At 36.7% G+C, this 24,075-nt stretch carries 16 protein-coding genes; 10 read left to right on the top strand and 6 right to left on the bottom strand.

Annotation, left to right across the window (positions count from 1 at the left end; translation table 11 throughout):
* Window positions 1-105 precede the first annotated feature (105 nt).
* The 3 genes from LQV47_RS21420 (at window position 106) to LQV47_RS21430 (ending at window position 4,030) form a co-directional block, all read left to right on the top strand.
* Complete coding sequence (locus LQV47_RS21420) at window positions 106-1,113, top strand: zinc metalloprotease (protein WP_230041161.1); 1,008 nt, start codon at window positions 106-108, stop codon at window positions 1,111-1,113.
* 439 nt (window positions 1,114-1,552) lie between these two features.
* The gene (locus LQV47_RS21425; RefSeq protein ID WP_230041162.1) at window positions 1,553-2,545 is read left to right on the top strand and encodes a zinc metalloprotease; all 993 of its coding nucleotides are present in this window, start codon (window positions 1,553-1,555) and stop codon (window positions 2,543-2,545) included.
* 99 nt (window positions 2,546-2,644) lie between these two features.
* Window positions 2,645-4,030 (top strand): phosphatase PAP2 family protein, encoded by a 1,386-nt coding sequence (locus LQV47_RS21430; protein ID WP_230041163.1) that lies wholly within the window; start codon window positions 2,645-2,647, stop codon window positions 4,028-4,030.
* Between the two features lie 36 nt (window positions 4,031-4,066).
* Here LQV47_RS21430 and LQV47_RS21435 read toward each other — a convergent pair whose 3' ends face one another.
* Both LQV47_RS21435 and LQV47_RS21440 read right to left on the bottom strand, forming a co-directional pair.
* Complete coding sequence (locus LQV47_RS21435; protein ID WP_230041164.1) at window positions 4,067-5,932, bottom strand: M1 family metallopeptidase; 1,866 nt, start codon at window positions 5,930-5,932, stop codon at window positions 4,067-4,069.
* Window positions 5,933-6,036: 104 nt separating this feature from the next.
* The gene (locus LQV47_RS21440) at window positions 6,037-8,409 is read right to left on the bottom strand and encodes an outer membrane beta-barrel family protein (RefSeq protein WP_230041165.1); all 2,373 of its coding nucleotides are present in this window, start codon (window positions 8,407-8,409) and stop codon (window positions 6,037-6,039) included.
* 229 nt (window positions 8,410-8,638) lie between these two features.
* Between LQV47_RS21440 and LQV47_RS21445 the strand changes: the two genes are divergently transcribed.
* Together LQV47_RS21445 and LQV47_RS21450 are read left to right on the top strand one after the other, a co-directional pair.
* The gene (locus LQV47_RS21445) at window positions 8,639-9,958 is read left to right on the top strand and encodes a HAMP domain-containing sensor histidine kinase (protein WP_230041166.1); all 1,320 of its coding nucleotides are present in this window, start codon (window positions 8,639-8,641) and stop codon (window positions 9,956-9,958) included.
* Window positions 9,948-10,634, top strand: coding sequence for a response regulator transcription factor (locus LQV47_RS21450; RefSeq protein ID WP_230041167.1), 687 nt, complete (start codon window positions 9,948-9,950; stop codon window positions 10,632-10,634). The genes LQV47_RS21445 and LQV47_RS21450 overlap by 11 nt, the downstream gene beginning before the upstream one ends.
* 2 nt (window positions 10,635-10,636) lie before the next feature.
* Here the strand turns inward: LQV47_RS21450 and LQV47_RS21455 are convergent, their stop codons facing one another.
* The 3 genes from LQV47_RS21455 to LQV47_RS21465 form a co-directional block, all read right to left on the bottom strand.
* On the bottom strand, window positions 10,637-11,464 hold the full coding sequence (locus tag LQV47_RS21455) for an endonuclease/exonuclease/phosphatase family protein (protein WP_230041168.1): 828 nt from the start codon (window positions 11,462-11,464) through the stop codon (window positions 10,637-10,639).
* An 86-nt stretch (window positions 11,465-11,550) separates the two neighbouring features.
* Window positions 11,551-13,749 (bottom strand): M1 family metallopeptidase, encoded by a 2,199-nt coding sequence (locus LQV47_RS21460; RefSeq protein ID WP_230041169.1) that lies wholly within the window; start codon window positions 13,747-13,749, stop codon window positions 11,551-11,553.
* Between the two features lie 79 nt (window positions 13,750-13,828).
* Window positions 13,829-14,710, bottom strand: a complete 882-nt coding sequence (locus tag LQV47_RS21465) for an SDR family oxidoreductase (RefSeq protein ID WP_230041170.1) — start codon at window positions 14,708-14,710, stop codon at window positions 13,829-13,831.
* A gap of 126 nt (window positions 14,711-14,836) precedes the next feature.
* On the opposite strand from LQV47_RS21465, the gene LQV47_RS21470 reads away from it, so the two are divergent.
* A complete protein-coding gene (locus LQV47_RS21470; protein ID WP_230041171.1) occupies window positions 14,837-17,134 on the top strand; it encodes a GH92 family glycosyl hydrolase in 2,298 nt (765 codons plus the stop codon).
* A 301-nt stretch (window positions 17,135-17,435) separates the two neighbouring features.
* Here the strand turns inward: LQV47_RS21470 and LQV47_RS21475 are convergent, their stop codons facing one another.
* Complete coding sequence (locus LQV47_RS21475) at window positions 17,436-18,773, bottom strand: dihydroorotase (protein WP_230041172.1); 1,338 nt, start codon at window positions 18,771-18,773, stop codon at window positions 17,436-17,438.
* Window positions 18,774-18,933: 160 nt separating this feature from the next.
* Between LQV47_RS21475 and LQV47_RS21480 the strand changes: the two genes are divergently transcribed.
* From LQV47_RS21480 to LQV47_RS21495, 4 genes are all read left to right on the top strand, one after another.
* Complete coding sequence (locus tag LQV47_RS21480) at window positions 18,934-20,388, top strand: oligosaccharide flippase family protein (protein ID WP_230041173.1); 1,455 nt, start codon at window positions 18,934-18,936, stop codon at window positions 20,386-20,388.
* 146 nt (window positions 20,389-20,534) lie between these two features.
* Window positions 20,535-21,551 (top strand): sugar phosphate nucleotidyltransferase, encoded by a 1,017-nt coding sequence (locus LQV47_RS21485; RefSeq protein WP_230041174.1) that lies wholly within the window; start codon window positions 20,535-20,537, stop codon window positions 21,549-21,551.
* 112 nt (window positions 21,552-21,663) lie between these two features.
* Window positions 21,664-22,509 (top strand): DUF4292 domain-containing protein, encoded by an 846-nt coding sequence (locus tag LQV47_RS21490; RefSeq protein ID WP_230041175.1) that lies wholly within the window; start codon window positions 21,664-21,666, stop codon window positions 22,507-22,509.
* Complete coding sequence (locus tag LQV47_RS21495; RefSeq protein ID WP_230041176.1) at window positions 22,506-24,068, top strand: peptidoglycan DD-metalloendopeptidase family protein; 1,563 nt, start codon at window positions 22,506-22,508, stop codon at window positions 24,066-24,068. The genes LQV47_RS21490 and LQV47_RS21495 overlap by 4 nt, the downstream gene beginning before the upstream one ends.
* The last annotated feature ends 7 nt before the right edge of the window (window positions 24,069-24,075 follow it).

Raw genomic sequence — 24,075 nt, forward strand, 5'->3', positions numbered from 1 at the left:
AAATAAAACACCAATTCGATAGTAATTTACTAAACAAATTGAGATAATTTTGGATATTAATTTCAAATACTATAATTTCACATTCTCAAACAAAAAAGAAACGATATGAAAAAATTATTATTTGGAGCTATTGTACTTAGCTTTATGTCAGCTTGTAACAGCGACAACATTTCAAATCAAAATGAAGAATCTACAGATCCGGCAGTTTCTTCTTCATCAATGGCTTTGGAAAGAAGCTGCCCATCAGAAGAAATCAGAGAGGAAGCTTTAAAAAACAGCCCCGAACTCCGACAAAAGTTTGCTGATCTGGAAGCCAATACAGCAAGGTTTGCCAATGACCAAAAACTTGGAAGAGTCTTGGCAGATGGGACCGTAGAAATTCCGGTTGTAGTTAATGTAATCTACAGCAGCACAGCAGGAAATGTTTCAGACGCAAGGATTGCAGAGCAAATAGCTGTATTAAATGCTGATTATTCCGGAACAAACACTGACGCCGGTAGTATTCCTACAGAATTTCAAACAGTAAAAGCAGGTGATACAAAAGTACAATTCAGATTAGTTAATACTATAAGAAAATCTACAACTAAAACAGGCTGGAAAACAGATGATTCCATGAAAAAAGCCTCATCTGGCGGTATTGATGCTACCAACCCAACCAACTATCTAAATATTTGGGTGGTAAGTAAAATGACCTCTCAAGGAAAAAGCATTCTTGGCTATGCCACTTTTCCTGAATCTGCAGGATCATTAAATGATGGTGTAGTCATTGCTGCTCCATTCTTTGGAAAAACAGGAGCTTCTTCTCCTTACAATCTGGGCAGAACTGCTACTCATGAGGTAGGACATTATCTGAATCTAAGACATATCTGGGGAGATGCAATGTGTGGGAATGACCTAGTAGATGATACTCCTACACAAACCTCATCTAATGGAGGCGCACCAACATACCCATTATACAACACCTGCAATAGTGTAAAAAGGTCTGTTATGTTCATGAATTATATGGATTATGTAAATGATGCTTCCATGTTTATGTTCTCATCTGGACAAAAAACAAGAATGCAGGCTGTAGTTGCCACATCCGGAGCAAGAGCAGGGTTAAGAGTTTTATAATACATCTAAATACAATTCAATTTAATATTTTAAATCCATCTCCATTGAGATGGATTTTTTTATTTTTAAGAAGTTTAATCCTCAAACATCATAATGATAAAAGGTCATTATCCTCCAGTTAAAAAAATGCAGTGATCGCAGCAAAATTTACGGGACAATTAGCTTCCTTTTCCAACGGCTTGAAACGGATATACCAGATGACTAAATTTTCATTAAAAATCAAAAACAATAGTATTTTTTTTAGTCAAAAAACACAAAAAAGTGAAATATAAAAACAAAATTACTGAAATTGATTAAAATTCAAATTAAATTAAATTTATTTAGGATAATCACAACCATTAGCAATAAAGATTAATAATAATTAAATAAATTAAGAAATAATTTGCACATTAAGTTTATTTAATATAAATTCACAAACTCAAAACCAAAATAATATAATATGAAAAAACTTCTTTTTGGAGCTGGAATTCTATTTCTGGCTTCTTGTAACAACGATGTCAATTCTGTAACGGAACAACAGGACATGCAACCTCAGGAAACCGCCAGCAGAAGATCTTGCCCGTCGGACGAAATGAGGAACAAAATTCTAAGTACAGATCCTGCAGCCAGAGCCAGAGTTAACGCTATTGAAGAGTTTACGGAAAAGCGTCTTAACGACATAAAAGTAGGCAAGGTATTGGCAGATGGTACCGTAGAAATTCCTGTAGTATTCAATGTTGTTTACAACACAAGCAGTGAAAATGTATCTGACACGCGCTTACAATCCCAGATTGATGTCCTGAACAGAGATTATGGAGCTACCAATGCAGACAACAGCAATACACCATCAGAATTCGTTCCTGTAAAGGCCGGAGACACCAAAATCAGATTCAGATTAGCTAAAACAGTGAGAAAGCAAAACAGCACAACGCTTTGGAATCCTGACGAGAATAAGATGAAATCAGCAAGTACAGGTATTGCAGCTACTACTCCAGACAATTACCTAAACATTTGGGTAGTCAATAAAATGACAGGCGGCACCCTTGGATATGCTTATTATCCGGGAACCATCACTGGCTCCTTAGATGGTGTAGTAATAGCTGCTCCCTATATAGGAACAGGATCCGGAACTTCAGCACCTTTCAATTTGGGAAGAACAGCCACTCATGAAGTGGGACATTATTTAAATCTTCCTCACCTTTGGGGTTCATCAAACACAGGCTGCCAGACAGATTACTCTAATGATACACCTGTTTCGCCTGGTCCAAATTACGGAACACCTTCTTATCCTCTTAGCCGTGCTTGCGGTGGAGTAAGCCGTTCTCAAATCTTCATGAATTACATGGATTATGTGGATGACAAGATCATGGTCATGTTTACAACCAATCAAAAACAAAGAATGCAGGCTGTGGTTTCTGCATCCGGACCAAGATCAGGGTTGAGAGTATATTAAACCATTAATATATTAAGATTTGCTTAAAAAAAATCTGTCCCAATTTAGGGATGGATTTTTTTTATACTTTTATGCGATTCTAATTTCAGAACAACAAAGATGAAAAAAATAATATTAGCAGCCAGCATGTTTTTACATTTATGCTGTTATAAAGCACAAGATACTGTTCAGTCTCGAAATCTGCAAAAAGATATTTCATTAATAAGCTCTGATATACCTATTGAAAATAAAACAACTTTCTTCAAAAAAGAATGGGTGAAAAAATCTATAGCTCCAGCCATACTTTTTACAGCTGCTGCAGCAACCTGGGGAGAGAAGGAAAATATCCGTGAAGTCCGAAACCGCTATCTTCCTACATTCAAGGCAAAATATGATGATTATCTGCAATATGCTCCTGCAGTTGCTGTTTACGGATTAAAACTTTCGGGAGTTAAAGGGCGGAACAATATAGGAAGAGCTACACTTTCTTACATTACCAGTTTAGCTATTATGGGTATTGTGGTGAATTCAATCAAATATACATCAAAAGTTGAACGACCTGACCGCTCTAAAAATAATTCATTCCCATCCGGCCACGCTGCTATGGCTTTTACCAATGCAAGTTTTCTGCATAAAGAATATGGTATGGTAAACCCAGCATACAGTATTGGAGGATATAGTACAGCCACTCTTACGGCGCTTGGGCGGAATTTAAACAACAGACACTGGCTTCCTGATGTATTAGCCGGTGCAGGAATAGGTATTATATCTACGGAATTAGGCTATTTCTTTATTGACAAAATATATAAAAACAAAGGTGATAATTTAAGTCTTTTATCGAGGATACAGGGAAATGATTATCCTTCTTTCCTGGCTATAAAACTGGGCACAGCATTGGGTACAACAAATTTCCTGAAAGAGTCTGATCTTGACAATAAAAAACAAGTAGGCTTTGAAGGCGGATTGGAAGGAGCTTATTTCTTTTCAAAAAAATGGGGTATCGGAGCAGACATCACCTTTAGCAGCTTTCCCGTTAAGCCTCTAAAAGAAACGTTAGATAACGGAGAAGATTTTGGAGATTACACTATTATTACCCAATCTTTAGGTTTTCTAGGTGCCGGAATAGGGCCTTATTTCTCGCACGAGTTTTCAGATAAATGGCAGTTTACATTAAAAGCCACTGCCGGATACGCAGCCACAGCAAGCGGAAAAGTCTCTATAAAAAGTGACAACATAGACACACCAACTCATGAGCTTCCTATTGCCAGTTATAAACCTAAGCCCGCTTTCCGGTGGAATACGGGAGCTTCCCTTACTTATAAATTCAATCCCGGAATAGGACTTACATTATATGCCGATTACAACCAGATAAAATCTACGATCCGATATCATTTTAGTGATGAAATAAAAGAAAACGACGAATTAAATGAAGAGCTTAATCATGTCATTGCAAAGGAAAGAATCAATTATATCACGTTAGGTTTACGGTTAACAGCCTATTTTTAAAATAAAAAAGCCTTCAAAAATCTGAAGGCTTTGCTTTTATAGTATTTTAGTATTGTCTTCCGGAGTGTAATCCATAAAAAGATCTCCATCCAGCTGTACCGATTTTACTTTTTTCTTGATGGGAATCACAAGATCAGTTAGCTTTTGGTCTTTCTCCCAAATGGAAGGTGAAAAATGCAGCTTCTCCGTTGTTCCGTCCTCATAAGACAGGATAGCATCAAACGGAATAGCAAAGCCTCCTACATTGATAATATTTACCGTAAGCAGATCATTCATCTGGGAAACTCCCGCCACTTTTACATCTATATAATGATTGGTATAAAACCAGTTATGGAAGAACCAATTCAAATTTTTTCCGGATCCTGTATTCATAGAATTAAAATAATCCCAGGGAACAGGATGCTTACCATTCCAGTTATCCATATAATGATGCAATGCTTTTTTAAACAATTCATCTCCAAGATAATCTTTTAGGGCAAGATAGGATAACGATGCTTTTACATAAGAATTATTTCCATAGCCGGAGCCGCTTACCTGTGTGCTCATAGTGATAACAGGCTGATCCTGCTCTGCGGAAGCATCATTGATCCATTTTTTAACACGGAAGTTTTTATAAAATTCTTTTGCTTTAGCCTCACCGTTTTCATCAATTCCTATAAGATATTCCAATGTTGTTGCCCATCCTTCATCCATAAAAGCATATCTTGTTTCATTGATTCCCATATAAAAAGGGAAATAGGTATGCGCAATTTCATGATCGGCAGTAAGTCTTGCATCCTGAAGATCATCCGGAATACTGGAATCATTAATCATCATCGGGTATTCCATATCAGCATATCCCTGAATGGCTGTCATTACATTATAAGGATATTCTACTCCCGGCCAGTTTTTAGAAAACCAGTCCAGATTATAGCGCATCCACCCTACATATTGTTCGAAATCTTTCGCTCCGGCTTTGTATCCTGCCTGCACACTCGCTCTTTTTGTTTTCAGCTGGACACTGGCCGCATCCCATACGTAATGATTACTTAATGCAAAACAAAAATCAGTAATATGGTTCGCTTTAAACCTCCAAACATTCCATTTATTCTGTCTGGTTACTTTCCCGGACTTCATTTCCTGCTCTGTTGCAATATGTATCAGCTTATCACTCTTCAGGGAAGCTTTATATCTTTTTAAATATTCCGGCTGAAGGACAGCATCAGGATTCAGGAAATCCCCGGTTGCCCAAACCACATAATTTTTGGGAGCCGTAATAGCAAAACTATAATCATTAAAGTCATTGTAAAACTCCTGTCTGTCTGAATGGGGAAGCATATCCCATCCATTATAATCGTCATATACAGAAATTCTTGGGAAAGAATAAGCTACATAAAAAGTTTCAGGATCTATCTGTCCTTCTCTTCCACTCTGCACAGAAAGCGGGTATTCCCATTCTATTTTAACCTCAGCTTTTGATTTTGATTTTAAAGCTGATTTCAATTTCACTTTTTCAACAGTTCCCCAATCATCGCTGTCAATATCATACCTTTCACCATTTACAATAAATGATTTGATTTTAAGTCCCGAAGACAAAAAATCTTTAGAGACCGTTCCTGATCTTGGAGATTGTGGCTTATGAAGGTTATTAACAAACCTGATGGCCAATTCATTAAGGTTATCTGAGCTATTGTTAGTGTAAACAATTGTTTCTTTTCCTGAAACTATTTTTGTATTGGCATCTACCTTTACTTCAACATTATAAATTCCTTTATTCTGCCAATAGTTTTTACCCGGCGCTCCCGAAATGTCGCGCGTTCCTTTTTCATAGGCTTTTTTGATATTTCTCGGCATATATAAGTCCTGTGCAGAAAGCAGGAATAATGAAACCACCACCATCACACCGGAAAAAATTCTCTTCATAACTATCTTTTTTAAGATTGGTATCAAAAATAGCGAAAATGTGACACAGAGCAGCAAATTCTTTGATAAGAATATTTAACAATAACCGTATTTTGTTTAATTATTTACAATCGTTCCTGTTCTTCTGTTTTTTTTATCGTTTTGGCGTTCTTTACAGACTGGTTTCCAAAATTGAACTTCAAAGAGAAGGTAAAGCCTTGTGTATCGTTATAATCCAGGAAATAATTATCCTGATTGGCATATTGGGTGCTTACTTTCTGCCCCATGGTCCTGAAGATATCATTGAATATAAAACTGGCATCCAGTTTTTTGTTGAAAAACTTCCTGTTCATTACAAAATAAGCAGTCCAGGCATTCGAAATTTTAAATGTTCCCTGTATTCCCGGAGAATAGTAACGGTGTCCCACTTCTAATTTCCAGTCGTTACTTTTATCCAGCGTAAAGCTTGTAGAAACATTGGAAACCCAGTTCCATACTTTATTTTTGTACAGTATTCCGTCGGTACCTTTAAAATAATTTTCATTATGTTCTAGATTTTCGGACAGAATAAGGTTCCACCATGGTTTTATCTGCAAATTCTTATATACACTCAGTCCGAAAGCTTCTCCTTTTTCAATATTGGTAAAATAGTAGATCAGGCTGTTGGTATTGGGCTCCTGAAAGGAAATTTCCATAGAAGGATAGATCTCTTTTCGGTAGTATAGATCGAGATTCCACTCTTTCCAGGAATAGGTAAAGTTAAGATTATGAGTAATGGTCGCTTTTAATTTGGGGTCTCCCTGGTAATAGGAGAAAAGATTATAGTAAGACTTTGCAGGATTCAGCCAGGAATAGGTAGGCCTGCTGATGCGTTTGCCGTAGGAAAATCCAAATTCCTGCTTATTTTCCGTAGTATATTGGGTGTAAAAAGTAGGGAAAAGGTTCCAGTATTTATTTTTATTCCGGTCATAAGGCTCAGAAACAATTCCCTCCAGGTCGGTCATTTCTGCACGCAGCCCGGCTTTGAAGTTCCATTTTCCGATGGTGTATCCTAAAGAAGAATAAACGGCAAAATTATGTTCCTTATAATCAAAAATACTGCTTTTATCCGGTCTGTACTGCAGCATTCCATTTTCATTATCAGAAAAATCCAATCTGCTGTTTGTTTTTACAAAACTGTATTTTACGCCGGATTCAAGGTCAAATTTTTCATTTTTCCATTGATAATCTGCCTGTGTGGAATAGAGCTGAACATCAGTTTTATTTTGGGTCATAAAATTCTCTTCCCTTGGAGACTGTCCGGCAAAATTCAGGGAAGTGATCACATTTTGATATTTATCGGTGTTGTTTCCTGTAAAATAATTAATCCATGACAGGCTACTTTTTTTATTCAATTTTCTATCTATCTGAAAGCTTAAAGAATTATTAATACTGCGGTTTTGGTGATCATTAACTGTGGTATAATCAGACTCAGCAATATTCTGATTATTATAGATTATTGTGGGAACATTGTATATTCCATAAGACTTTGGAGAGTAAAACCCTGAATAGTTGAGACTTAAGCTAGTCAAACTGTCCAACTCATATTCCACATTAAAATTCAGGGTATTCTGGTTATGGTTTTTATCCTTCCTGTTCATCGTACTTACCCATCTCTTCTGGCTTTCCAGATAATTGACATAATCTGTTCCTTCCCTGTAGTAAGTCCCCATCCCTTTATAATAGCTCGCCATAACGGAGAGTTTATCTTTTTTATAATATTGAGAAAGTCCGAAAACACCTTTTGCGTACTGTGTCTGTATATATTTAGATGACAAAATTCCCCGGTAGCCTTCAACTTTATTTTTTTTCATGATAATATTGAGCACTGCACTTCCCGATGCTTCATATTTTGCAGGAGGATTGGTAATCACTTCTACAGACTTCACCTCATCTCCCTGAGTATTTTCCAGGAGATTTTTGAGCTCATCGCCAGTCAGCATCACCTTTTTATCATTAATGGTCACCAAAATTCCGGTACTTCCTTTTACACTAAGGATATTATTATTAACCGTTACATTGGGTGTATTTTTCAAAATCTCCCAGGCATTGAGTGATGAAATATTACTGTTCTCCACATTAAACTCCAAACGGTCTACTTTCCTTTTCACCAAAGGCTTGCGCTTGGTCATCACCACCTCTCCTATTTCATGAGATTCTTTTTTCATGATGATATGCAATGGCTCAGGATTTTGAAGGTCCAGATTCTTTTCATACAGGGCATATCCTTCGTTCTTCACAACAAGCTTTACATTTTGTTCTGAAATTCCTTCTAAAATAAAGCTGCCGTCAATATTTGTTTTCAACACTTTAATCAGTTCATTCCGGGAATTATAGAGTTCCACCTTTATTGCGGAAAGCTTTTCATTCTGATTGCTGACAACCATTCCTTCAAGTTTTTGCTTTTGGGCAAATACCAACAGGGGAAAACATAGAAAAAGGAAAATTTTATACATCATTACTCTTTTTTGAATGACACAAAGCAATATGACTGTCTTGCTTTATGGTACAAAACTCTGAAATGAAAGGGGAAGTTTCGGTTAACAGGAGGTTAATGATAGGTTAACGTCCATTGCCCTGTTCTTTTCCTCTTAAGAAACAGAAAAATACAGTGTATGTACGGGTTAATGAAAGGTTAATATCAAAATAAATCTCCCCGAAAATAGCTAAAGCTTTATCTTTGTTTTAATGATGTCCAAAAGCAGATACCTTATTCCTCTATTCGCTACCTTATTCCTGATTTTATTGGGAATCCAGGTCTATTTCATTTATAAAACGTATCAGGTAAAAGAAAGGGATATCTACAGGTCTATTCAGGAAGGTCTGTCCAATTACACCGATAAACTGGAGGATGTGAGTACGAAAGAAATGAAAGATGATTCTCTTCAGAGTATTATTATCAGATATTATGATAAGGAAATCAGCAAAAAAAATTTTTTAAACCACTTCTTAGACAACAGACAACCTACCCGGGAAAAGCTAAATCGTTATATCAGCAGCCGTTTCAAAAAAGAAGGCTATGATATTTCTGCAAAAATTCAATACTACTCAATCATACATCTTCCGGACAGCACTAAAATAATCGATCAGCCAATCATCATTTTTGAAACAAAAAACAAGGTTAAAAATTCTAAAATTTCAACAACCAGCAGCTGGGAAACCTCTTCCACCAAAAGGAATGATAAAAACAATGAAAAAATTGAAAGGAAAAACACTTTTTTAGTCAAAAGTAAAACTGAATTTGAAATTGCCAATATTAAGAGCATTGTATTTAAAGAACTTACCTTATTGATTATTTGCTGTATCATCCTTCTTGCAAGCGTTCTACTGCTGTATATCTTCACTGTTAAAAACCTCATAAACCAGCAAAAACAGGTAGAGGTACTCCATACTGTAGTAGACAATATATCACACGAATTCAAAACACCTATTGCCACATTAAAAATAGCTTCTAAAACTTTAAAGAAAGAATGGAATCCGGAAACGCTTCCCCTTATTGACCGGCAGATTTACAGACTTGAGGCCCTTATGTCCCAGCTTCACAAAGATGAACTCCCGGATAAAGCTACTCCCGTAAAGCCTGAAGATTGGGATTTCTTTATTCAGGATCTGGCCTTCACTTACTTCAATACAGATTTTAAATTTGAAAATAATATATCACAGGAGCTTCCTTTTGATAAAAACCTGATGGAAACCATTATCAAAAACCTCTGTGAGAACAGTGTAAAATATGGTGCTTCCAGTATAAAAATCAATATCAGCAGTTCTCTACAGCATTTAGAAATTGAAATTTCCGACAACGGCTTTGGCATGGAAACTAAAGAATTAAAAAATATCTTTGAAAAATTCTACAGGATACAGGCCAACAATATCCATAACAATAAAGGATTGGGGCTTGGGCTGTATATCGTTAAAAAAATTGTTACAGAATATCACGGCAAAATACATGTTTCCAGCCAGCCTAAAGTGGGAACTGCTTTTAAAATATCTATTCCTTATGAAAACTAAAATCCTTTTAGCAGAAGATGATCCTGATTTCGGAATGATCCTGAAACAATATCTTGAACTGGAAGATTTTGAAGTCACCTGGTTTGAAAACCCTGAAGATATTGTAAAAATAATCCCTTCCGAATTCCCTTTCCATATTGGAATTCTGGATATTATGATGCCTAATATTGATGGTTTTTCTTTAGCTAAAATGATCCTGCAGGAAAAAAGTGATTTCCCATTGCTTTTTTTAACCGCCAAGAATCAGAAAATAGACCGGTTAACCGGATTAAAAATAGGAGCAGACGATTATATTGCCAAACCCTGCGATCCTGAGGAACTCATTTTGAGAATAAAAAACATACTAAGGAGAACTTTACCGACGGCTGTAGAAACATACATTAAGATTGGAGAATATTCTTTAGACACCAGTAAACTTTTACTTTCACACAATGAGGGGAGCATACGCCTTACGGTTCGGGAACAGGAACTCCTTGTCTATCTTTTGAAGCATAATCACACCACGATAACAAGAGACAACATCCTGGATAACCTCTGGGAAACCAATGATTATTTTACAGGAAGAAGCCTTGATGTATTTATCAGCAGACTCAGAAAATATTTCAGCCATGACCCGGAAGTAAAAATCCAATCCCTGAGAGGAATTGGATTTGAAGTTGATTTTCCAACGCATTGATCTTAGAAGGAAAGCTCTGTAATCACCGGAAAATGATCCGATGGATACAGCAGGTTTTCCCTTCTGTCATTAATGTGTCTATTTGATTTGATCCTGAAACCTTTTGTAAAAATATAATCAATCCTTTCTTTAGGTACTTCGTTGATATTAAAGCCTGTAAAAGTTCCTACCGGACCATAATGCTTCGTTTCCGAATGATAGAAACTATCTTTCATATGTTGGGAAAGAATCTTAATCGGCTCTGTATCATCTGTCAGGTTAAAGTCTCCACTTAAGGTTACCGGCAGGTTTTTGGGATTAAGTTCCCGAATCTTTTTTATAATCAATTCAGAAGATTTAACCCTTGCCACATTTCCAACATGATCAAAATGAAGATTCATTGCTAAAAATTCTTTTTTAGATTTTCTATCCCTGAACACAGCATACGTACAGATTCTGTTCAATGCAGCATCCCAGCCTTTTGAAGGTTTTTCAGGAGTTTCAGACAGCCAGAATGTTCCGGATTTTACGACATCAAGCCTCTTGGTATCGTAAAAAATAGCAGAAAACTCTCCTTTTTCTTTTCCATCATCCCTGCCTACACCAATATAGTCATAGTTTTTCAATCCGCTTTTAAGATCTTTCATCTGCTCGGGAAGTGCTTCCTGAACTCCGAAATAATCGGGATGGTAATAGGTTAATAAATCGGCGACATCCTGTTTTCTCTGAGGCCAGGCATTCTCTTTATCCGATTCTACATTAAGCCGGATATTAAAACTCATCACCGTAAGATCCTGTGAAAACCCCAATACAAAAAGCATCAGGAGCATAATTGAAAATCTGAAATTCATAGTTTATTTTATCAATAAGAGACAAAAATAAGACTTCTCTGTGACAGGGAAGTCTTATTTTATATGATAATATTGTTAAATCAAGATTATTCTTTATTGAATTTATATTCTCTTCCTCCTTCTGTAAGCGTAATCATCTTTTTATCTTTACTGAAAACAACCGCCAGCTCGGCCTGGTCAAAAGTGAATCTATTATCTCCTGCGTACTCAAAAGGAAATTCCTGCTGTCCCATTACATTTCCAAAAAGCTGTCCGTTCTTCTCCACAAATGTGATCTTAAAATTGTTCTCTTTGCTTCCATATATTCCTGTAAAATCTTTTGCATTGATTTTTTCAACAGGTTTTGCATCAGAAGATGTCCAGATGTTATTTTTTGCGTTAATATCGGGAACTACAGAATTCGGATCCAGTTTCACCTCATCTATTTCTTTAGCAGCATCTACTTTAAAGGTCCATTCTGTATTTCTTTTCCAGACTTCAACGGGTATTTTTACTGTTTTCGATGTTCCATCCTTAAATTTCATCTGTACTGTAGTAGGCATTGGTAGCTGGCCAAGATTTTCAACAGTTACCTCAGCCCCATTCTTAAAATCTCCATTGATATATTTTACATTTTTAACAGCCTGATCAATTTTCCACTTATTAAAAAACCAGCCTCTCCAGAACCAGTTCAGCTCTTCTCCGGAAACATTCTCCATAGTGTGGAAGAAATCCCAGGGCGTAGGATGTTTAAAGGCCCAACGGTTGATATAGGTCCGGAATGCTTTATCAAATTTTTCAGGACCCAAAATGGCTTCTCTTAAAACGGATAATCCTGCGCCCGGTTTATAGTAGGCTAAAGCGGCAATATTCCTTTCCTTCATATTATCCGGTCCTACCATTATAGGTTCCAGGTTATCACCCATCAGATAGCTTCCTGTACGGGCAAGGTTTGGCTTTTTATAATATTCACCCTTATTAAAAGCTTCCGTTGACAGTCCGTTAATGAAAGTATTAAAACCTTCATCCATCCATGCAAATAGTCTTTCATTAGAACCTACGATCATAGGGAACCAATTATGACCAAATTCATGATCGGTAACCCCCCAAAGACTTTCTCCTTTTGAATCCATATGACAGAACACAATTCCCGGATACTCCATTCCGCCTTCATTTCCTGCAACATTAGTCGCTGCCGGATATGTATATTCGTACCATTTATTTGAGTAGTGCTCTATAGCAGCCTTGGTATATTCCGTAGATCTCCCCCATGCTTTATCTCCCGCACTTTCTGCAGGATATGCAGAAATAGCTAAAGATTTTTTCCCACTTGGAAGATTAATTCTTGATGCATCTATAATAAACCCCGAAGATGATGCCCAGGCAAAATCCCTTGCCTGTGTAATCTTAAACTTCCAGGTTTTTGTTCCGGCCGTTTTATTTTTACCAATTTCAGATTCAGAATGGATCATTACTGTTTTATCACTGTTTCTGGCTTCATTCCATCTGTTGATTTCCTCTCTGGTATACACATCTTTCTCATTGAGAAGCTCACCGGAAGCAACTACATAATGATTGGAAGGAACTGTAATATTGGCTGTAATATTTCCATATTCTAAATAAAATTCCGATGCTCCAAGATAAGGCATCGTATTCCATCCCAATACATCATCATAAACGCACATTCTAGGATACCATTGTGCCATGGTAAATATTTTGCCATTTTTCGTATCCTGCACTCCCATTCTGTCTGAACCGTATTCCGGAGAAATAAAAGAATATTCAACGGCAATTTTTGCTTTACCTCCTTTTGCTTTCAGTTCCTTAGGAAGGTCAATCTGCATTCTTGTATCTGTAATGGTATATTGTACTTCTTTACCGTCCAGTTTTACCGATTTAATATGATATCCTCCATTCAGTTCCTCACCATGAGCTCCGTTTCGGCTTCCCGACATAGGAACAACTCCATTTCCCCGGGAATCTTTTGCAAATAAATTCTGATCCAGCTGTAACCAGAGAAAACTCAATGCATCAGGGCTGTTATTCGTATAGGTAATTTCAGCAGTACCTGCAATTTCTTTTTTATCTTCATTCAGGCTGACATTCAAATAATAATCTGCTGAATTCTGCCAATAAGCATGACCGGGCTGACCACTTGCAGAACGGGTTTCCGTACCTGTCTGGGGATAAAAAAATGGCTTAAACGCCTCTACATAATCATATTTTGGCGTCTCCTGTGCATATACAGATCCTGAAAAAAGGAAAAATGCAACTGCAGAAACCAGGGTTGGAAGTTTACAATTCATTTAATTATTTTATACATAGGTAAAAAAAACTCCTGGAATTGTTACAAATCCAGGAGCTTTTTATTTATTTTTTTTTTATTTAATTTGATTTTTTAGACTTAATCATGGCTTCTAAAGCATCCCACATTTCCTGAGGGATATCCTCCAGCATATTAAATTCTCCTGCTCCCTGAAGCCATTCCCCACCGTCAATAGTTACCACTTCACCATTCATATAAGCAGAATAATCTGAAACAAGATAAGCTGCCAGGTTGGCCAATTCCTGATGTTCTCCCACTCTTCTCAAAGGCACTTTTTTCTTCATATCAAATTTTTCCTGTAAATCACCAGGCAACAGTCTGTCCCAGGCACCTTTTGTAGGGAAAGGCCCCGGCGCTATCGCATTAAAACGGATTCCATATTTTGCCCATTCTACAGCTAAAGATCTCGTCATGGCTAAAACACCGGCTTTAGCACACGCTGAAGGAACAACGTAGGCAGATCCCGTCCATGAATAGGTAGTTACGATATTTAAAACGGTTCCTGCATGTTTAGCATCTATCCAATGTTTACCCACTGAAAGTGTACAGTTTTTTGTCCCTTTTAAAACAATATCTAAAATAGAATCAAAAGCAGAATGCGTTAACCTTTCTGTAGGAGAGATAAAGTTTCCAGCAGCATTATTTAAAAGGATATCTATTTTACCAAATTCTTTCAACGTTGCCTCTTTCATTGCTTCCACCTCATCCCAGTTTCTCACATCACAAGCTACACAAAGAACTTTCCCTCCTGTCTGCTCTTCCAGTTCCTTAGCAGTAGCCTGAAGTTTTTCAATATTTCGGGAAGTGATCACCACATTGGCTCCTAACTCAAGGAAATATTTAGTCATGGCTTTTCCAAGGCCACTTCCTCCTCCTGTTACAATCGCTACTTTATCTTTCAGTGCGCCTTCACGCAACATTGGTTGTGTATATAAATTCATGTATAATATTTTTCTAAAAATAATAAATATTGAACGGATTGTCCCTAAATTAAATTTATAAATAATGCCATAAATAATATTCTTTATTTTTTTAATTAATTTTAGCACTTAATAATATCGTTGCTCATGAAAAATCCGGGAACTGCTCTTGTTCTATCATTGTTATTTTGTAGTTCAAACTTTAACGCTCAAAAGTTTGAAAAGTTATACCAATATGTAAATCCGCTCATCGGAACTGAAAAAATGGGACACACTTATCCCGGTGCAACTGCGCCGTTCGGAGCTGTGCAGCTGAGCCCCGAAACCGATACCATTTCCTATGAACTCAATGGAAAATACAATGGTGATGTTTACAAATATTGTGCAGGCTACCGCTATGAAGACAAAACAATTACAGGGTTCAGTTCCACACACTTCAGCGGAACCGGACATTCTGATCTGGGAGATTTTCTTATCATGCCTACCGTTGGAAAACTGCAGTTGAACCCCGGAACAGCTTCTCATCCTGAAAATGGCTACAGAAGCAGCTTCTCCCATCAGAATGAAAAAGCTGAAGCGGGTTATTACAAAGTAAAACTTGATGATTATAATATTCTGGCAGAGTTAACAGCAACAACCAGAACCGGAGTTCACCGCTATACATTTCCAAAATCGGATCAGTCCCACATCATCCTGGATCTAATGGCCGGAATTTATAATTATGACAGTAAAAATGTCTGGACTTATGTTCGGGTAGAAAATGGGAATACAATAACGGGATACCGTCAGACAAACGGATGGGCAAGAACGCGGACTGTTTATTTTGCGATGACATTTTCAAAACCTTTTAAGTCATACGGCCAGAAAAATTATGATGGAACACAGGTGTATAAAGGATTTTGGAGAAAGTTTAACCAAACGGAAAACTTTCCGGAAATCGCCGGTAAAAATCTGAAAATGTATTTTGATTTTGACACTAATGAAAATGAAGCCATCGAAGTAAAGCTTGCTATTTCTCCCGTAAGCCAAATCAATGCCATGGAAAATCTGGAAAAAGAAACAGGAAATTTATATTTTGATCAGGTAAGAGCAAAAACTCAGGAAGATTGGAACAAAGAATTAAATAAAATTGTCATTCAGGGATCTGAAACTGAAAAGACTAACTTTTACACTGCCATGTACCACACCTTCATTAATCCGACAGTCTATATGGATGTCAATGGAGAGTATAAAGGATTGGATCAGAATATTCATCAGGCAAAAGGTTTTACAAATTATACCACCTTCTCATTATGGGATACTTACCGTGCTCTTCATCCCTTTTTTAATATCATTCAGCCTAAGCGAAATAATGATATGATAAAATCAATGATGGCCCATTACGATCAGTTTTCGATGAAAATGCTTCCCATATGGTCTCATTATGCCAATGACAACTGGTGTATGAGTGGCTATCACAGTGTAAGCGTTGTCGCGGATGCTATTATTAAAGGAAATTATACCGGTAATCCTAGAGAAGCTCTTAAAGCCTGTGTGGAAACTGCCAATAAAAGGAATTACGAGGGTATAGGTCAGTATATTGATTTAGGCTATATCCCCGCTGAAAAGAACGGAACTTCAGTTTCAAATACATTAGAATATGCTTATGATGACTGGGCAATTGCTCAGCTGGCAAAACATTTGGGTGAAACAGATATTTATAACCAATTCATCAAACGTTCTGAAAACTGGAAAAATAATTTCGATACCACTATCGGGTTTATGCGCCCGCGTCTGGCTGACGGAAGTTTCAAAAAAGATTTTGACGTATTAAGTACACACGGACAGGGTTTCATTGAAGGAAATTCCTGGAACTACAGCTTCTTTGTTCCCCAAGACCCTGATGAACTGATCAAAATGATGGGAGGCAAGAAAAAATTTGCCTCAAAGCTGGATGAGCTGTTTACGATGCACTTGCCGGATGCATTTTTTGCAGATACTGAAGATATTACCCGGGAAGGAATCATCGGAGGATATGTACATGGCAACGAGCCGGCTCATCATGTTGCTTATTTTTATAATTGGGCAGGGCAACCCTGGAAAACCCAGTCACAAGTCCGACGTATTTTAGAAATGCAGTATAAAGCTACTCCTGACGGACTGGGAGGCAATGACGATACCGGACAAATGAGCGCATGGTATATTCTGAGCTCACTTGGCTTTTACCCTGTTGCTCCCAGTTCAGAAGATTATGCAATCGGAAGCCCGGCCGTTGACCATGCTTTTTTACATTTGGAAAACGGAAAAACCTTTGAAATTGAAGCCGTCAACCAAAGCCAAAAGAATGTATATGTTCAGAAGATTCTTTTAAACGGAAAAGAGATTAAAAATTTCACCTTGAAACATGCTGAGATTATGAACGGAGGAAAACTTACGTTTTATATGAGTAATAAAGCAAGGAAGTAAGTGTTTCATAAAGCCTTCTATTATTCATATTTAATAAATAAAAACGCTCTTAGATTAAGCGAACTGAGTAGATGACTGTAAAAAGTACACAGACTTACTCTGTAAGAAAAAAAACTGCATTTGGCAGTTTTTTTTGATTTATATTCTGGTCTCTAGCAGGTTTTGGCTAAAGCCAATGGATATTCTAAAATTAAAAAGCGGGCTAAAAGCCCGCTCCTATTAATATACTTGTTACTAAATATCTTTTACAGCATAGCTACAAAAGCAAATTTAAGATTTTACAGTTTTATCTTTTATTTTGTTACTCCTGAACTTCAAAAAGCAAACGCTCTCCAAACTTTTCTTCTGCAATTTTTCCGTGATCATATACCAAATGTCCATTTACAAAAGTATGCGTTACCTTAGAATGGAAATTCATCCCTTCCAATGGGCTCCAGCCACATTTGTACAATAAATTATCTTTGGCAACCGTCCAGTTTTCGTCCAGGTCCACCAGCACCAGGTCTGCTTTATAGCCTTCTTTCACAAAGCCTCTCTTCTCAACTCTGAAAAGGATAGCGGGATTGTGGCACATTTTTTCAACAATCTGTTCAAGAGAAATTTTACCATTTCTGTAGTTCTCCAGCATCACTACTAATGAATGCTGTACCAAAGGGGCTCCTGAAGGGCATTTTGTATATACATTCTGTTTTTCTTCTGCAGTGTGTGGGGCGTGATCGGTAGCAATCACATCAATTCTGCCATCCAATAAAGCTTCCCAAAGGCCATCTTTGTCTTTTTGTGTTTTTACAGCAGGATTCCATTTAATCAAGCCTCCTCTCGTTTCATAATCTTCATTGGTAAAGGTTAAATGATGAACACATACCTCAGCGGTAATTTTCTTTTCTTTCAATGGAATATCATTTCTGAAAAGACTCATTTCCTTAGCTGTTGAAAGATGGAATACATGAAGCCTCGCTCCCGTTTTCTGTGCCAGTTCAACGGCTTTTGAAGAAGACTTATAACAAGCTTCCTCACTTCTTATCAAGTGATGAAATTTTACAGGAATGTCCTCTCCATATTCATCCAAATACTTTTGTGTATTAGCTCTGATGGTAGCTTCATCTTCACAATGAACAGCAATAAGCATTTTTGTATTGCTGAAAATATTTTCCAGGGTTTCAGGATTATCAACCAGCATATTTCCAGTGGATGAGCCTAAGAATAACTTAATTCCCGGAACATTTCGGGGATTGGTTTTTAAAACCTCTTCAAGATTATCATTAGTTCCTCCCATCATGAAACCATAGTTAGCATAAGCTTTCTGAGAGGCAATTTCATATTTATCGGCTAATAATTCCTGTGTAACAGCATTGGGAACGGTATTCGGCTGATCGATAAAACTCGTTACTCCACCGGCAATAGCTGCTCTTGATTCACTTTCTATATCTCCTTTATGAGTCAGCCCCGGGTCACGAAAATGAACCTGATCATCAATAACGCCCGGAAGAAGATGTTTTCCTGAACCGTCAATGACCTGATCTGCCTCGTCAGAAATATCAGTGCCTATTTTAGAGATTAGATCATTTTCTATTAAGATATCGCTTTCAAAGACTTTGCCTTCGTTGACTATTTTTACGTTTTTGATAAGGGTTTTCATTTACTCTTTTAGAAATTAGATGTTAGAGATATTTAGAAATCAGATTATAACAAATCCATTCTATTTCATTGTAAGCAAAATTAAGGTTTATGAATGAATTTTTAATATCACTTCTAAAAAATCAATTTCTAATATTTACATTTGCATAAAATTTTTCGAATTGTATAAGAAATTATTTGGGCAGACAGCTGTATATGGGCTTAGCTCCGTATTGGTTCGCATTTTCCCCTTTATCATTGCCCCAATTGTTACAAAAGCATTCGGGCCTGCTGCTTCATCACCATTTGTAGACTGGTATTCCATTGCAGGAGTAATTACAGTATTACTTACTCATGGTATGGAAACTTCCTTCTTCCGGTTTGCACAGGAAGATAATATCGACAAGAAAACATTGATTTCTACCTGTTCGGTGAGTATCATTAGTATGGGGCTCATCTATCTTATTCTAGGATATGTCTTCAGATACCAGCTAGCAGAAGCCTTTGAAACCCCCGATCAGGTCAACTATCTTATTATATTCCTTTTCATCCTCTCATTAGATGCATTTTCTACTATTCCCTCAGCTATATTGAGGCTTCAAGGGAAACCTTTTAAATATATGCTGTCTAAGGTAGCGGGTTCTTCAGTATACTTCCTATTGGTATTATTCTTTATCAGATGGCTTCCTAATCATCCTGAAGGAATACTAGGTCTAAAATACAATCCTGAATTTGGCGTTGGTTATGTTTTTATAGCAAACCTCATTCAAAGTATTATTACCCTTTTAATCGTAGGAAAAGAATTTTTCAGTTTCAGCATCTCAAAATTCGATTTCAATTTATGGAAAAGAATTATGAATTATTCATGGCCGGTTATGATTGCAGGGCTTGCGGGTATTGTTAATCAGACTTTGGACAGACAATTTTTAAAATATCTGCTTCCTGAAGAAGAAGCCCGTCATCAAATAGGTGTTTATGGAGCTGTATATAAAATAGCAACCTTCATTACTGTCTTTAGGCAGGCTTACCAATTGGGTATTGAACCTTATTTCTTTTCAAGTTTTAAGAATAAAGATTCCCATAAGACCTATGCTGTATTGATGGATGTTTTTGTCATTTGCAGCTGTATTATTTATATGGGGCTCATGGTTAACCTTCAATGGATATCAGAAAAATATTTAAGAAACCCTCTCTATTATGAAGGAATTGAAATTATTCCTTTTGTAATGTTGGGAGCTCTGTTTTTAGGAATTTACCTTAACCTGTCGATATGGTATAAACTATCAGACCAGACACGGGTAGGATTGTATATTTCAGTAATGGGTGCCGTTATTACCATTCTTATCAATTTCTTATTCATTCCTCAGTATGGATATTGGGCCAGCGCAATGGCTGCTCTGATAACCTTTATGTCAATGATGATTATTTCCTATATATGGGGGCAAAAACAATACCCAATCCATTATAATACAGGAAAAATATTAATGTATCTTATTTTTACTATTACATTTTCATTAGTTTCTTTTTATTATTTCAGAACCAATTATCTGGTAGGAAACTTATTTTTAATCCTGTTTCTTTGTCTGGTAGCTTTCAAAGAAAAAGCTATTTTATTAAAAATTATAAAAAGATCTTAGAATTTGGTCTCTAATTTGATGCTTAGCAAGCTTATCATATACAATTAAACAGACTGCTAAAGATGATAGTTATTACGTTTTAATAAGCGTTTTAATAGTATCTTTAACAAAAGGAATAAACTTAAACAAACTTACTTATATAATTTATGAAAATTATTGTTCCAATGGCTGGGCGTGGTTCCAGATTACGTCCACATACACTGACTGTTCCAAAACCTCTTATTCCTATTGCAGGAAAACCTATTGTACAGAGATTGGTAGAAGATATTGCTAAGGTAGCAGGAGAAGATATTGAAGAAGTAGCTTTTATCATCGGAGATTTTGGTCCTGAGATCGAAAAGTCTCTTATTCAGATTGCTGAAAAGCTGGGAGCAAAAGGAAGTATATACTACCAGAATGACCCTCTGGGAACAGCCCATGCTATTAAATGTGCTGAACAGTCTATGCAGGGAGATGTCGTGATTGCATTTGCAGATACACTTTTCCGCGCAGATTTCCAGCTAGATAAAAATTCAGACGGTGTAATCTGGGTGAAAAGCGTAGAAGATCCAGCTGCATTTGGCGTTGTAAAGCTAGACAACTATGGATTTATCACTGATTTTGTTGAAAAGCCACAAACTTTTGTTTCAGATCTTGCCATTATTGGTATCTATTACTTCAACAGTGCTGAAAAGCTAATGAATGAGATCAATTATATCATGGATAATGATATTAAAAATGGTGGAGAATATCAGCTGACTACAGCTCTGGAAAACCTTAGAGCAAAAGGTGCCAAGTTTACTTTAGGAAAGGTAAACGACTGGATGGACTGTGGAAATAAGAATGCTACGGTAGAAACCAACAGTAAAATTCTAGCGTATGAAACGGAGGAAATGTCACACCACCCGGCTTCCGCAACTATTGAAAACTCATTGATTATTCCGCCTTGCTTTATTGGAGAGAATGTGAAAATTTCTAATTCTAAAATAGGACCTGGTGTTTCATTAGGAAACAATACTGTAATTGTAAACTCAAATATTGAACACTCTCTTATTCAGGAGAACACTAAAATCAACCATGGGAATCTTTCGAATTCCATGATTGGTAATTCTGCACAGTATTTCGGTGTAGCAAGAGAAATTTCTTTGGGAGATTATTCTGTTTTAGATTTTCTATCCAAATAAATAAGATCAGAAATTATTTACCCTAAAATATAATATCATCAAACCACACAAAACATCTTGTGTGGTTTGGCGTTAATATTGCAACGTATTTTTTAATTGAAAAGATAAATACATGAAAAATTGGATCCCACTCCTTTTATTACTTCTTGCCTTATCATCCTGTAAAACAAGAAATGCCATTAAAGATAATAATGGCAATCCACGGGACAGCATTACCGCTGCAGAAAATAATAAAAATCCAAAAGATGTAAATGAACCGGTGAGAGATAAACTCACTTTCTTTGAGCATGTATTAATCCCGCCAAAATTTGAGCAGATTAAGATTGACAGTAAAGTACGTGTAGAAACCGGAAGTTTTATTCCTACCCTGGATGCAACTGTCTATATTGAAAATGATAAAAAAGTATGGATGAACTTAAGAGCTGTATTCCTGAATGTGGCAAGAGGAATTGCCACTCCTGAAGGCATAAAAGGTCAGGACAAAGTAAACAAGGTCTATATTGATTCTGATTTTGACTATCTCAATAATCTGCTGAACGTTAATTTCATCGACTATAAGTCTCTGGAGAAAATATTGATGGGCAGAACTTTTGTAAAGATCAGTGATTCACAATTTACCCTCACTCAAAATGCGCAGGGATATAAAATGACCTCAAAGGTCAATCAAAAAATTGTTACTGACGAAAAAAACAGGGAGTATAAAATCGTCCTGCAATATGACACGAATTATGACTTACTCAGTGTAAACCTTAAAGATGTTTTATCTCCGGATGAGCTTGAAATTTCTTACAGTGACTGGAATGAATATGAAGGAATACGTCTTCCAAAAAATGTTAAAATAATTATAAAAGGCTCAAAATCTAGTCAGATTTTAATGGAAAATACGAAATTTGACTTTTCGAGGATGGAAACAGCTTATTCTGTACCCTCCAGTTATAAGAAAATTGAGATTAAATGATTAAAAAATTTAGCTTTTTAATAGGTATTTTGGTGTTCGGACTGCACCTGGGACAGCAGAATAAAGAACAGCTGCAAAAACAAAATGCCGAACTTAAAAAACAAATTGCACAAATAAATTCAGATTTAGCGAAAACCCGAAGCGAATCTAAGCTTTCTTTAGCCTACCTCACCAACGTTAATCAAAAGTTAGTTTTAAGAGAAAAGGTTTACAATAATACCCAGAAAGAGAAAAGATTTATTGAGGATGATATCTACCTGCGTCAGCTGGAGATCAATCGTCAGAATAAGGAATTGGCAGTTTTAAGAAAAAACTATGCTGAAGTTCTTGTAAATGCTTATAAAAACAAAGGGGTACAAAATAAGGTAACCTTTATTCTTTCTTCCAAGAATTTGGGAGAAGCTATACGTAGAGTACAGTATCTGAAACAATATTCCGATTACCAGGATAAGAAAGCTAATGAGATTACTGATGCAGCCAATCTGATCAAAAAAACAATTGCACAAAGGCAAAACTCTGTAAAAGCAAAAGAAAATCTGTTGATTAACCAGCAGAAAGATCTTGCTACAATTAATGCAGAAAGAGCACAAAAAGAACAGCTCGTTACTGAATTCAAAAAGAACGAGTCGAAACTTACGGTTGAACTTAAACAAAAACAAGTTCAGTCTAAAGCTCTGGAAGGACAGATCAGAGCAATTATTGCTGAAGAAATAAGAATAGCAAAAGCAGAGGAAGAAGCAAGAAGAAAAGCTGAAGCTGAAAAAATCCGTTTAGCCAAACTTGCTGCAGAAAGAGAGAAGGCGAGAATTGAAGCCGAAGCTAAAGCCAGAGCTGAAGCCCTGGAAAGAGAAAGAAGATTGGCAGAGGCAGAAGCAAAAAGAGCTGCTGAGCTAGCGGCTAGAAGAGCTGAAGAAGAAAGAAAACGTAATGAAGAGGCAGCGAAAGTAGAAGCCAGTGCAAGAGATGAAGCCAAAAGATTAGCCGCTAAAAAAGCATCGGATGAAGCAGCTGCCAGATCAAGAGAAGCTGCCAATAAGCTAATAGCAGCAAAAGCAGCAGAAGCTGCTCTTACCAAGAAAAAAGAAGAAGATAAAAAAGCAGCAGAAACAAAGGCAATGACAAGTTATGGGGTAACTACTTCTTCGGGAAGCAGTTTTGCCGATAACAGAGGAAGACTGGGCTATCCTGCAGACAGAGCCGGGCAAATCACCCACCGTTTTGGAAGACAGCCACACCCTGTTTTCAAAAATATTACCGAAGAAAATAACGGAATAAAAATTTCTGTTCCTTCAGGTACACGCGCTAAATCTGTGTACCCAGGGTCAGTATCTTCAGTATTGGCAAACAATGATGGAACCAAAACTGTTATTGTAAAACACGGAAGCTATTTTACTATTTATTCCAACTTAGGAAATGTAAGCGTTTCCAAAGGGCAGCAGGTTTCTTCAGGCACTCCTGTAGGAACAGTAGCTCAGGATTTCGACGGTTCCTATACCCTTGATTTCCAAGTATGGAACGGAAGTACACCCGTTGATCCATTAGGTTGGATTTCATATTAAAAAAAGC

Origin of the sequence: Chryseobacterium sp. Bi04 (genome assembly GCF_918698085.1) — a bacterium.
In the GTDB taxonomy this organism is placed as follows: Bacteria; Bacteroidota; Bacteroidia; order Flavobacteriales; family Weeksellaceae; genus Chryseobacterium.